Genomic DNA, 12,310 nt, shown 5'->3' with positions numbered 1-12,310 from the left:
GCTCTCATGAAAGATCACAGGGATATAGTGGTTTATCTGTCATCTCTGTGAGGGATGCAGCATCTGAGCGAATTTTACGGATTTTCCGGGGAAAAAGTGGGATTTCCCGGTATTGTTCACAGGTGACGGTATATTGCAACTGCAACGCCGTTTACATCTGATACAACATCATTTATGCCCTGCATGCTTTCTCCCACGGGTACATTGTTGGCATATATTACAAAGGCTATTTCATTGCCTTTTTCTGTATTCATATATCCGAGAAGCCCTCTTGCATAGACAAATATATCACCTGTCATTATCATTGCAACGGATGTTCCGGTTTTGGCTGATATTTTACCATATCCGGGATCTCCGGGTTCTGCTCCTTTTGCAAGCGTTCCATCCACTCCCAAAACCGGCATTGAATCTTTCAGTACCTGGTAATAATCCTGTTTATGGGCATATGTCAGCAGATCTATTGCAGATTTTGGGCTGATTCTGTTGTTGATGCTGCCTTCACCGTCTGCAAGTGCAAGACTTCTGACGTTTATTCCGGTCTTTTTCAGAAATTCCCCTTCTGTCATCATTCCGGCATCGAATGAATTATAACCTTCATGTGCTCCGATAATTGCTATGAGGCAGTTTGCATAGAGGTTCTGGCTGACTTTTAAGGTTACTTTTGCATATTCGGATAGCGGTGGTGATATGAGTTCTCCTGCGATGTCATATTTTTCGTAGTTATGATCTCCTGACAGGACCTCAGCCGGATATCTGTCGGCCGGTGATTTGACTGATATTCCTGCTCTCTCAAGTGCATCAATGAACAGGCCGCGGGCAAACTGTGCGGGTACATTTACATTTGATGTAACGTTCACCGGTTCTGAGCCTTCAGGTATTGTGCCGGATATTTCTATTACCTTCTGACCGTCATAATCGGGGATTATCAGGTCCCTCTGTGAACCTGAATCTCCGGTTATGATCCTGCTCTCTACTGTATATGCGGATGATTTCGGTCTCCAGTCAACTGTTGCAGGGCTTCCTGCCTTCTCCGGAATTACTGTGATGTCAATAAGGTTGTCATTGATTATTATTGGTGTAATTATGCCTTTGTCGGCCTGCATCTCTTCTTTAAAGAGGTTTGTATCTATTGCCACGTCATTAACTGTTCTGATTCCGGAATCGTATGCCTGTTTTGAGAGATCGTTTAATCCGGCCATTGGATCGGATTTGGTCAGAATACATGATCCAAATGCACCTGCATCGACGTGATCTTCATTTGTGAATTCAAGTGTCCCGTCTGGGAGGGAGCGTCCGCCCATTGCAGGGTCCCCTGAGGCAACAAGTATCAGGTTCTCACCGGTGTAATATACCGGAGTTTTAAATCTGTAGTCCGGGCCAAGTATGTCCAGTGCGGTTGTTACAGTAAATACCTTGGTTGTGGAACCGGGCGTGAACATCTGATCTATGTTGTGTGACAGAAGGACTTCGCCGGAATTCATATCTCTGGCCATAAATCCCCAGTCTGAATAGTCATATTTTTCATCCGAAATTATGGCATCAATCTCTTCTTTGAACTCTGCATGACTGTTCAGTGTTAAATCCGGTGCATTTTCTCCGCCTGAATCTTTATTGTCAGTCTGTGTACACCCGCAGCAGAATGTTGTAGTGATTAAGAGAAGAATCAGGACGATTAATCCTGATTTTATTAGATAATTATCATTCCGGTTTTTGTTATAACCGTCCGGAGGTATGCCTGCCATAAACTTTAATTGAGTGTTTAAGGGATATAATTTATTAAGTGCTTATCATGTGCAGAATCTGAATTTTTCCAAAATTTATCTGATAATATCAATGGAAATGGGGCTATTGTGGCTATTACAAATTAACTATATGCCAAAAACAGTGAATTTCCGGGCCAAAAAAAGTATTAAATGTAATTTTTTCTGCGCCATCTTTTCGGGCCTTTAAAGCCCCTTAATCCGTGGTGCTCAAAATTTATATCCGGATGTTCTTCAGCTCTCATCTCCGGATACCTGACCTCTCTCTCCCATCTGCTTCCGTACAGATTTTTTCTTCTGTAATGTGGTTTATGCGATACTCTTTCAAGCTGTTTGATCTTTAATGCCATTTTTACCTCCTTTTTCAGACATGAAGTTTTTTGGAATATATATTAATTTGCCTTGTATATTACGGCTGAATTGAACACCTGTTCCGCCTCGATAATACTTGTAAATCTGAATACGGCTTTTAATAGCAGGGTTCAACCGGATTATTCTGAAGATGATTATTCTGAAGATGATTATTCTGAAGATGATTATTCTGAAGATGATTATTCTGAAGATGATTATTCTGAGGAGGATTATTCTGGGGGGGATTATTCTGAGGAATGAAAGAGGTACTTTGGCTTTTCTCACAATCGTTAAGCAGGTGCGAAGGAAATCTTCCCGAATATCAACCTGCAACTCATAATTATTCTCTTCTCTGATTCAGGAATCCTTATATTATGTCAAATCAAATATCCAAATAGCAACAATTAAAGTCACAAATAAATTTTATCATATCAAATATTTGGGGATATTTGAAAATTCGGGACATTCAACATAACGGTGATGACGAGTCGCAAATAATTCTCCATAATATTTTGAATGGGAGGATTGACAGATGGGGACAGATATATCAGAAAATAAAAAAGAAAATCCGCACAGCACAGCAAACAACGCAACAAAATCCTATAAGCTATTATTTCTTGCAGCAATTGCAGTTGCGTTAATACTGCTTATTTCACCGGTAATGGCAGGAGAATACGGCACAGTAGTATATCCCGGAGAGACAGTTTTTATCGGCGAATCCGGTCTTGATATTACTCCGGCAATGGCAGGAAATAATGTTATTGGTTGGTACTATGCCGGAAATAATCCTACAACTGATGCACCTTCATCAGTTATGACCGTTTCAAATCCTGATGATTTTTATGTCATACCTGGTGTATTTACAGGCAAAACTGGAACCTGGTATATTAATCCAGGAACTCCGGATGCAAAAATTGTATTTTACGTGCAAAAGGCTTCACTTTCTGTATCACTGTTTAACAGTGAAACCGGAAAAGAGATCTCTAATAAAATAGCAATAGAAAACAATAACATTGCGTTCAGGCTTAATAGCAATCTTGATGCTCTCTTCTCCAGAAATTCCTCAGGCAGCACTGCCGGAGTTGACTGTTATGTGGAAACACCGGATGGGACAACTCTTACAGCACTTATAAGAGAAGGAATTTCCGGAGATGAAATCACCCAAATCACCGGAATTCAGCCTAAAATTACATTATTTTATCTTCCATCCGGAAACCGTGAAACTGTCTGGACATTAAATCCAAACCAGTACAAGGCAGGCACCTACAAAGTTTATGCAACCTGTAATGTCAACAGCATGAAAGATAACCTTGGAACTGTTACTGGTGTAACAAAGTCTGAGATTTCAACGGTCACGGTTGCCAAAGATACAGTTACAGTCACAGCAGATAAGGAGACAGTTGTCCGTAATAATGATTTCACAGTAACAGTAGAAGGCAGGCCCAAAACTGACTATGTTGTCTGGTTATCCGGTACATACAGCTATTCAGGTACTTCCAACTATCCACCAAAGTTCCTCCCCAATCAGGATTCCATCAGCTATCTCAAACAATCTGAAGCTGATGGCCTGAACTATAAATTTAGTACAAAAGTTGGTCAGGACATACCGGATGCCGCAGATGGAATCACAAATGAGTGGGCCATAAGAGCAGAAACCGGAAGTGATGGAAAAATCGTGATTGGTCTTACAACTGACAGTAACACAAGGGATGCAGTGTATACAATACGTGCACAAAAAGTGGAAACATGGCCTATTCAGCTTGATACTGACACATATGATACTGTAAAAGTAAAAGTAGAGAAGGGGGCAGTAACAGTTACAGCATCCGGCGATGGTTCATACTACCTTGGAGAGGAAGTAACATTCTCAGGTACAGACACAGACACAAATGATGTTTACTTGTTTATTACCGGTCCAAACCTTCCATCAAACGGCGGGGTTTTAACTGAGCCACAGATACCTGTCAGCACAGACCCAACCTCTTCTGATAACACTCACTCAACTGTAAAAACGGATGATACATGGGAATACAGATGGGATACATCGGGAATCTCACTTGATGCAGGTACCTATACAATTTATGCAACAAGCAAACTTGTTAACAAAAATGGACTTTCAGACGCAAAATACGACACCGTATCAATTGTCATAAAGAAACCATTTGTTACAGCTACAACATCTGCATCAACGATTTCAAAAGGTGACAGACTTTACATCAGAGGAACAGCCGAAGGAAATCCAACCAATGGAGTAGGAGTCTGGATTTTTGGTAAGGATTACTGGAACGGTGCAGCTGAACCTATGCAGTATTCGGGAATGGTTACTGCAACAGTAAACTATGACGGCTCATTTGAGTACATTCTTAGCTCAGAAGATACTGAACAACTCGCTGCAGGGCATTATTTTGTAGTTGTCCAGCATCCGATGTACAACGGACAGTTTGATGTCATCACTGAAGCAGAAGAACAATGGGTAACAGTCAAAAACAGAATAAATACTGGATATTCTAATTCATTTATTGTATGGGGCAATGGGAAGCTACAGGGTTCTGATGCTTCAGAAGCACTTATCAGTGCAATAAACTCGCCGGATGTTGATGATACCTACTATAAACTTGACTTTTGTGTAGAAGGCATTCCAACACCAATACCGACACCAACGCCCACACCAACCCCAAAACCTCCAACAAACTTTGATGAACCGGTTATAAGGATTCAGCCCGATTCATCAGGTATCCCTCCGGGGGAAACAGTTTCAGTAAGTGCTGATGTAAAACTCTCTTCAAGCGGAGAAAGCACATTTCCGTCCTCCAATTCACTTGAGGTATATACTGAACTTGAAAGTCCCCACTGGACATACAACATACTGATAAACGGGCACGGCAGTGTAGCAGAATCGTATGCTAACCGGATTGATATTTCCGGTTACCTGCTTGATTATCCACCTTACAAAAATGAGATTGCAATAAGATACCGCCTTGACGGCAGGGCACCGGAAGTGTCAGAACCGGAGGAAAAGGAAGTCTTCAGGTTAAGTCAGCTCAATGAGTATGGAAATGCAATTCCCGGAGGTGAAATCTCCTGCAAAAAAACGGTTGACAACACAATTGAACCGGAACCGCCCGGAAATCCGGCAACAACAGGTTCACCAATGATAACCGTAAGTCCGGACAACTGGGAACTGCTCCCAGAAGAGGACGTTGTTGTCAATGCTGAGATTCAGCTTGTAAGCTCAGGTGACTCAACGTTCCCTGCATCACACTCAATAGAGGCATTTACAGAACTTGACTCTCCGCAGTGGGAATACACTGTTATCGTAAACGGAAAAGGGACAGTTCAGCAAAGTTCCAACAGATTCCTGAGAATCTCCGGTTATCTGCTTGAGTACCCGTCTGCTTCAACCAATGTTTCAGTAAAATGCAGACTCACAGGCAAGGCTCCGGACATAAAAGGACCGGTAATCAGAACAGTCCTTGATATCAGCCAGATTGACTTTTCCGGAAACAAAGTAATCAAACCCGGCGGAAATTTCATTCCGAAAAATATCCTTGAAGAGAGAATAATCAATGAATCAGCAATTTATTCTCCGGTAATTCTACCAACTCCGACTCCAACACCCACGCCGTCTCCGTCCCCTACAGCAACACCAACCACGCAGCCACCACAGACTGACTATCCGGAGGTAACACTTCCGGACGGAGATATCGTTTACGGCGAGAATTTCACCGCCGTTTTGTCAGGCAAACCTGATACAGATTACATTGTCTGGTTTGCAGGAACTTCGGATATGACAAACACAGACGGTGCTAAACCTCCTTCATTCGCACCGGATCAGAGCGTTGTAACTCACGACAGTCCGGAAGGCCCCTACTCAATCGGAAGTTACAGGTTCAGATTCAGCTATGAAAATGTATCATCTGATGTTCCGAAAGTCTATGGCACTGATATTCCGGATGTAACAAAATATGGCAGAGTTCACCTGAATTCAGAAGGAAAAGCCACAGTATCCTTTACAACAGACAGATTCACAAAACCTTATGGGTACACCATCAGAATGGAATGGAAAAACCCACAGACAGATGTGCAGGAATACGGCACTGCCATAATAGCGGTCACAAAAGGCGATGTCACAATTAACCCGTCAGGATATGGTTCATATTACATTGGTGATGTAGCTGCTTTCAGCGGCACAAATGAGGATACAGACAGGGTTTATCTGTTCATTACCGGACCAAACCTTCCTTCCAATGGAGGACTGATAACAAATCCACAGACCACATATAATCCTGTTACAAGCAAATACAACGGAACACCTGTAAATGAAGATAATACCTGGGAATACAACTGGGAGACATCAAAACTACCACTTGATGCTGGAACCTACACCGTATATGCAGTATCAGAACCGGCAAACAAAGCAGGATTATCTGAAGTCCAGCATTCCAGTACAAGTGTTGTAATAAAAAAGCCGTTTATCACTTTAAACTATGAGGACAGGGAGGCATACACAGGCGAAAATCTTGAAATATCCGGTGTCGCAACCGGATCTCCGCCACATATAGCTCTGTGGGCTATTGGATATAACGGTTACAAAAACTACACAGTTCCGGTGGACAACCAGACATCCAGGTTCAGTATTACAGTCCCTGCCGGAGATATTGAGACTCTTGGCAGGGAGATATACGTCATTGTACAGCACCCGATGTATAACGGACTTTTTGAAGTCATAACCGAAAAGGACGGAGATTATACCTATGTAATTCAGAAATGTTCTTATTACAGCAACCCAGACTATGCTAAATTCATCATTGAAGGCCCAAATAGGCTGAGGGGAAAAGATGCAGCAGATGCCCTGATTAGTTTGATAAACTCACCGGATATTGATGATACCTATTACAAATCCTATTTCACTGTCCTTAAAAAAGGTATATCCTTTGATTACACAGACGATCATAAAACAAACTCCACATTCACAATTACAGGAAGAGCAAACTCGGAGTCGGATGCCCCCATATACTTTGAGCTGAGCCGGTTCGGAGACTCAGTTCCTGTAATGAAGGGACATACAAACATTACAAAAACGGGTCAGAACAGCGGAATATTTACAGTACCAGTAAACGCAACCGGATTTTTGTCTGGAAAATACACCATCAGTGCAACTCTCACTGAAAACGGAGAAGTATATTCAGACTCAGAAGTATTCTACCTTGAGCCATCAGATGAAACCGCAGTTAAACCAGTTGTAATTAGTTCTCCGGACGGCGGAAATTACGCATTCAGGGAGAAGATAACAATATTTGGTGTCAACAATAAATCAGCGACCACTTATCTCTACCTTGCCGGAAAGAGCATAATTTCTGATGGTGTAAACCCTGAATTCCCTGACACCCAGGTAATATCAGGTGATGAGTCCACTTTCATCAAAGCACCGGTAGGAAACAACGGAGTATGGGTGTACACATGGCGGCCATCTGAACAGGATCTGGCTCCGGCTGAATACAGGTTATATGCTGTTTCAGCACCGGTTACCAATGAAGGTTTTGCAGATGCAGAGTTTGACTGCACAGAGATAAACCTTGAAAATCCTTCCGTATCAGCCAAAATGAGGAGTTCAGCCGTTGCCAAAGGAGACCCGGTGAAGATTACAGGGAAGGCAACCGGAAGTCCGGTTAACAGCGTTGCAGTCTGGGTTCTGGGCAAAAACTACTGGAATGGCCGCAAAGATCAATGTCTGGATTCAGGTATGGTTACCACAGCGGTAAACGGGAACGGTGAGTTTGAACACGGACTTTCATCCGCACAGACATCTAACCTTGCAGCAGGACAGTACTTTGTAGTTATTCAGCACCCGATGTACAATAACCGCTTTGATGTTATCACTGAAGCAGACAATTCTCAGGTTTTGGTTAAGAAGGATACAGTTTCTGGAGAAAGCAATTGGAACTCACAGTTCATAATCTGGGGCACAGGGAAACTTCAGGGTTCAGACGCTGCTGAGGCACTGATAGACTGTATAGACTCTTCAGACGTTGACGATACCTATACCAAACTGACATTCCTCGTTGAGGAGCCATGGATCAGAATCAATTACATTGGAAACCACTTAACCGGAGATAACATAACAGTCGGCGGAACAACCAACCTTGCCATTGGCGATGGCCTTATTGTTGAAGTTACATCCTCATCCTTCCAGCCAACACAAAAAACTCAGACCGGCGAGTTTAGTGGCATATCTTCAACCATACAGGTTACAGAAGGCGAGACCTACAATGAATGGTCTATGGATGTTGACACAACTGAGTTCATACCGGATGAATACATAGTCAAAGTTGAGGCAATTGAAGCAGATGCAACCGCAACAACGACATTCAACCTCTACAGTGGGGTTATTCCTATTCCAACACCGGTACCAGGACCACAATACAAAAACGGAAAAATTATAATAAAACCGGGTTGGAACTTCATATCCACTCCTAAACGCCTTGACACATCAAATGGAAACAACACTGCCGGGAAACTCTTTGGAGATGTCAATTCTGGGGGTCATTCGGCACTGATGTATAATGGAACATCCGGAAGATGGAGCAATTTAAAGGCAGATACAGTTATAACTCCACTTGACGGGATATGGATCTACAACAATGAAAGTATCGGCGGAACTTCAGGTGAGAAAGAAATCAAATTAACCTTCAGCTCCGATCCACTTCAGACACCACCTTCAAAGAAGCTTAGTGCAGGATGGAATGCAGTAGGATTTTCAGCCACTCAGTCCGCAACTGCCAAAGATACACTGATAGATGTATCAGACAAATGGACAAAGGCAATCAGATGGGATGCAGACAGACAGGCGTTTGATATATCAATTGTAAACGGCGGAAGCGGTATATACAGCGATACAAGGAATATGAATCCGGCAGAGGCATACTGGGTATGGATGAGAGAAGAAGGAACAATTGCAGCACTGAACTGAATCAGGAGAATCAAGTTCAGGATATACAGAATAAATCAGGAAAAAACAGATTATCAGAAAAAAGGTGGAAAAATATGGCTGAATTAACAAAATACGGAATATCAGGAATAATTCTGGCAGTTGGGATGATATTGTCATGCGGAATTGCAGGTGCAGCATCAGTTGATGGGGCGGAATCATCATCTATTCCGACATTCCCCTGCGAATACTCCGGAAGCGTAACAATCGGAGACATACCTGCACCGTCCGGAACAATCATCAGGGCCTTTATCGGTGAGGAAGAGGCCGGACGGATTACTGTAACCGATGCAGGCATTTACGGCGGCACAGGACTTTTTGATGACCGGCTTCTTGTAGAAGGAGATGCAGATACAGTAAGTCAGGAAATAACTTTTAAAATATGGAGCAATGATGTCAGTGACACTCTGGTATATCAGCCCGGAGACAGCCGGACATTTGATCTGCATATTGCAGAACTTGAAGGCGATTTCAACACAAACGCCTTTGTTGATATTGGTGATGTCTCAAAAGTTGCCTATATGGTTGCAGATAAAACCGAGCCGGAAATTTCAGCAGACTTCAACGGCAACGGGGTTGTTGACATCGGGGATGCCTCAAAGATTGCATACTTCCTTGTCCGGAATGTTGAATTCCTGTAAATTCCCTTTTTTCCAACCCTCCTCTCATCAATACAATTCCGATATGCAAGCCACAAGCCTCCAAACAATTTAGTTCATATCCGGCATAACGTCCAAAACCTTTCAGTCATTCTTCCAGGATAACCTCATGCAGCCAAACTTTATAAAAAATGTTTCTTCAAAAATTAATTTAAACTTCAAGTTACTATTATGAATAATCATATTACAAAAACTGTAATGGGTGCGTAGAGACATATGGAAGAAAAATTTCTTGAAATAGTTGATGAATCCGGGAATTTAAACTCTAAATTATTCTCACTAATCCGGATAAAAATACTCTGGGCATTATCTGAACTCGGTGAAGACGGAGCAACAGCAAGACAGATAAAAAACGGGCTTAATATCGGAAATGACGGCTCAACCTATTCAAATTTAAACGCACTCGTAGATATGGGGTATCTCCGGATGCAAAAAGTACCATTTGAATCAAAAGAGAACCTTGAATTATACACCATTACCCCGTCCGGCCTTGAAGAATGGAATAAAATAAAAAAATGGCTTGATATGCTCATAGGAGAGGAGAAATAAAATGGGTGACTGGAAGAAAGCCGTTGCAGTCTTTAAAGAACTGAAATATCCAATTGACTGCAACAGGTTTGAGGAAAAACTGGCAGCACAAAAGATTATCTGCATGCTTCAGTTAAAAGGCATGAGCCTGAATTATTCCTTCAGACTGAATATCAGGGGTTCATACTCCAAAGAGTTTACCAGGGATTACTACAACCACAATTACGAATTTAAAAATCTCATCACTGATACCACATTATCAGAAGATGAGAAAATAACAGTCCATGCACTTGATAACCTCTTTTTAAAAAGTCCTTCTCTTCTTGAGATAGGAGCAACATATGCCTACCTGACCGAAAATCTGGGTAAATCACCCATCGAAGCTTTTGGAATAGTTAAACAGGAGAAAGGGTTTTATCCGGATACAAAAATCGCAAAGGGAATTTCAAAAGCAAAGGAGTTTTTATTTGAACCAACTTTAGAAGATCTTGACTGGCTTAAAGAGGAGACCGGGCCGATACAGCGGGCATCCCTAAAATTACTGAAAGGATTTTGAATGGTGAACAATTTCAGAGAGCCTGGAGAAGTCTGGCTGATTGAACCTGAAGGTACCCGCGGCCATGAGCAGTCCGGCATACGTCCGGCAGTCATTCTTGCAGAATCGGTTGGAATGTACACAGTGGTCCCATTTACAACTTCAGAGAATGCCGCCCGTTTTCCCCATACCCATATGGTTGGACCAGATTCAGAAAACGGACTTTCAATGTTGAGTTTTGCACTCTGTTTCCAGGTATCAGCTCTTGATAAAGAGAGATTTATTAAAAGAACCGGCATATTGTCAAAAACAGATCTTGAATGTATAAAAGAACTGATAAGAGATCTTCTTGATCTATAATTACGGATTTGTGATACTGAATCAGGTAGAGCTGCCGGCCCTATCTTAACATTTTAAAGTACTCGCCAAAGAATCGAACTCTCAAATTCAATTATGGCTCTAATGGATATTTTGGGATTTATACAACATATATTCAAACCTGGTTTCAAAACCGGAATATCGGCAAAACCGGAATTCCGGCAAAAATATTAATTTAATGAAGCTGTTTACTATAAGTATGCCAATTCTGCCTGAAAAACTGAAGGAAGATATATCTCCCGGAGAAGATAACGCACGAAAAAAGGTCTGCCTTTTTCTTTTTCTTACATTATTTTTTAGCTGCATCGGGTGGTTCCTGGTTACATCGGCGACCAGCACCGGAGATAATCAGAATCTGCTCACATTTACGATTTTTACAATGTGGTGTCCCGGAATCTCGGCATTTATAACACGCTATTATTATCAGAGGAATTTTGCCGGATTTGGCTTTTGTATCTGTAAACCGATCTGGCTTTTTATATCTGCAATAATTCCGATCTTAGCCGGTCTGTTAATGTTCAGCTCAGCGTGGATTTTTGGAATTGCTGAATTTAATAATACTGTGGCATCAGTTATTTTCAGTACAGGCTTTATATTACCCTTTCTTTTAGCAATAGGATTTGATCTTTCTGCCGCAGCAGGAGAGGAGATCGGCTGGAGAGGACTTTTGGTCCCTGAGATGGCAAAATACATGGGATTTACAAAACTTGCCCTGATTTCGGGCGCCATCTGGACAATATGGCACTTTCCTCTTATCTTCTTTTCCACATACAGCGGTGCAGGTCCGCTTTGGTATTCAGTCCTTGTTTTTGTCCCGTCTGTCATGGGTGCAGGGCTTATTCTGGCATGGCTCAGGCTTAAGTCAGGAAGCGTTTATACTGCGATTCTCTTTCATGGGTTATGGAATTATTTTATCCAGCAGTTTTATCCGGCCCTGACCGTTCCTACGGAGGCCTCCGGGATGATGCTTGGTGAATTCGGGTGGGCATGTGCCTTTTTTTATCTGGTCCTTGCAGCAGTATTCTGGCACTTCAGGGGCAAACTTCCGGATATAAACAAAGGGAGCACAAATTCCGGTTCTACATAAAAAAATATTGTTTTTTTCCTTTTA

9 protein-coding genes are annotated in these 12,310 nt (G+C 42.1%); 7 read left to right on the top strand and 2 right to left on the bottom strand.

Features of this window, described 5'->3' with window-relative positions; all coding sequences use genetic code 11:
* Positions 1–116 precede the first annotated feature (116 nt).
* Together dacB and METLIM_RS09165 are read right to left on the bottom strand one after the other, a co-directional pair.
* Positions 117–1,742, bottom strand: a complete 1,626-nt coding sequence (gene dacB / locus METLIM_RS09170) for a D-alanyl-D-alanine carboxypeptidase/D-alanyl-D-alanine endopeptidase (protein WP_004077937.1) — start codon at positions 1,740–1,742, stop codon at positions 117–119.
* 167 nt (positions 1,743–1,909) lie between these two features.
* Positions 1,910–2,110, bottom strand: a complete 201-nt coding sequence (locus METLIM_RS09165; RefSeq protein ID WP_004077935.1) for a hypothetical protein — start codon at positions 2,108–2,110, stop codon at positions 1,910–1,912.
* Positions 2,111–2,180: 70 nt separating this feature from the next.
* Between METLIM_RS09165 and METLIM_RS09160 the strand changes: the two genes are divergently transcribed.
* From METLIM_RS09160 to METLIM_RS09125, 7 genes are all read left to right on the top strand, one after another.
* On the top strand, positions 2,181–2,372 hold the full coding sequence (locus METLIM_RS09160; protein ID WP_157202271.1) for a hypothetical protein: 192 nt from the start codon (positions 2,181–2,183) through the stop codon (positions 2,370–2,372).
* 271 nt (positions 2,373–2,643) lie between these two features.
* Complete coding sequence (locus tag METLIM_RS17155) at positions 2,644–9,081, top strand: MEMAR_RS02690 family S-layer glycoprotein (RefSeq protein ID WP_004077933.1); 6,438 nt, start codon at positions 2,644–2,646, stop codon at positions 9,079–9,081.
* 74 nt (positions 9,082–9,155) lie between these two features.
* A complete protein-coding gene (locus METLIM_RS15605) occupies positions 9,156–9,740 on the top strand; it encodes a hypothetical protein (RefSeq protein WP_157202270.1) in 585 nt (194 codons plus the stop codon).
* A gap of 234 nt (positions 9,741–9,974) precedes the next feature.
* A complete protein-coding gene (locus METLIM_RS09140) occupies positions 9,975–10,307 on the top strand; it encodes a transcriptional regulator (RefSeq protein ID WP_004077929.1) in 333 nt (110 codons plus the stop codon).
* A 1-nt stretch (position 10,308) separates the two neighbouring features.
* Positions 10,309–10,842: a hypothetical protein gene (locus METLIM_RS09135; protein WP_004077926.1), complete on the top strand. Its 534-nt coding sequence runs from the start codon at positions 10,309–10,311 to the stop codon at positions 10,840–10,842.
* Complete coding sequence (locus METLIM_RS09130; protein ID WP_004077924.1) at positions 10,843–11,181, top strand: type II toxin-antitoxin system PemK/MazF family toxin; 339 nt, start codon at positions 10,843–10,845, stop codon at positions 11,179–11,181.
* 196 nt (positions 11,182–11,377) lie between these two features.
* Positions 11,378–12,286 (top strand): CPBP family intramembrane glutamic endopeptidase, encoded by a 909-nt coding sequence (locus METLIM_RS09125; protein ID WP_245543518.1) that lies wholly within the window; start codon positions 11,378–11,380, stop codon positions 12,284–12,286.
* Positions 12,287–12,310: the final 24 nt, after the last annotated feature.

Source organism: Methanoplanus limicola DSM 2279 (assembly GCF_000243255.1).
Classification (GTDB): domain Archaea; phylum Halobacteriota; class Methanomicrobia; order Methanomicrobiales; family Methanomicrobiaceae; genus Methanoplanus; species Methanoplanus limicola.
This window is presented reverse-complemented; position numbering and strand designations above follow the sequence as displayed.

What these genes read in the sequence shown, in the direction of transcription:
- dacB (WP_004077937.1), bottom strand. Translation starts at nt 1,742, where the DNA reads ATGGCAGGCATACCTCCGGACGGTTATAACAAAAACCGGAATGATAAT.
- METLIM_RS09165 (WP_004077935.1), bottom strand. Translation starts at nt 2,110, where the DNA reads ATGGCATTAAAGATCAAACAGCTTGAAAGAGTATCGCATAAACCACAT.
- METLIM_RS17155 (WP_004077933.1), top strand. Translation starts at nt 2,644, where the DNA reads ATGGGGACAGATATATCAGAAAATAAAAAAGAAAATCCGCACAGCACA.
- METLIM_RS15605 (WP_157202270.1), top strand. Translation starts at nt 9,156, where the DNA reads ATGGCTGAATTAACAAAATACGGAATATCAGGAATAATTCTGGCAGTT.
- METLIM_RS09140 (WP_004077929.1), top strand. Translation starts at nt 9,975, where the DNA reads ATGGAAGAAAAATTTCTTGAAATAGTTGATGAATCCGGGAATTTAAAC.
- METLIM_RS09135 (WP_004077926.1), top strand. Translation starts at nt 10,309, where the DNA reads ATGGGTGACTGGAAGAAAGCCGTTGCAGTCTTTAAAGAACTGAAATAT.
- METLIM_RS09130 (WP_004077924.1), top strand. Translation starts at nt 10,843, where the DNA reads ATGGTGAACAATTTCAGAGAGCCTGGAGAAGTCTGGCTGATTGAACCT.
- METLIM_RS09125 (WP_245543518.1), top strand. Translation starts at nt 11,378, where the DNA reads ATGAAGCTGTTTACTATAAGTATGCCAATTCTGCCTGAAAAACTGAAG.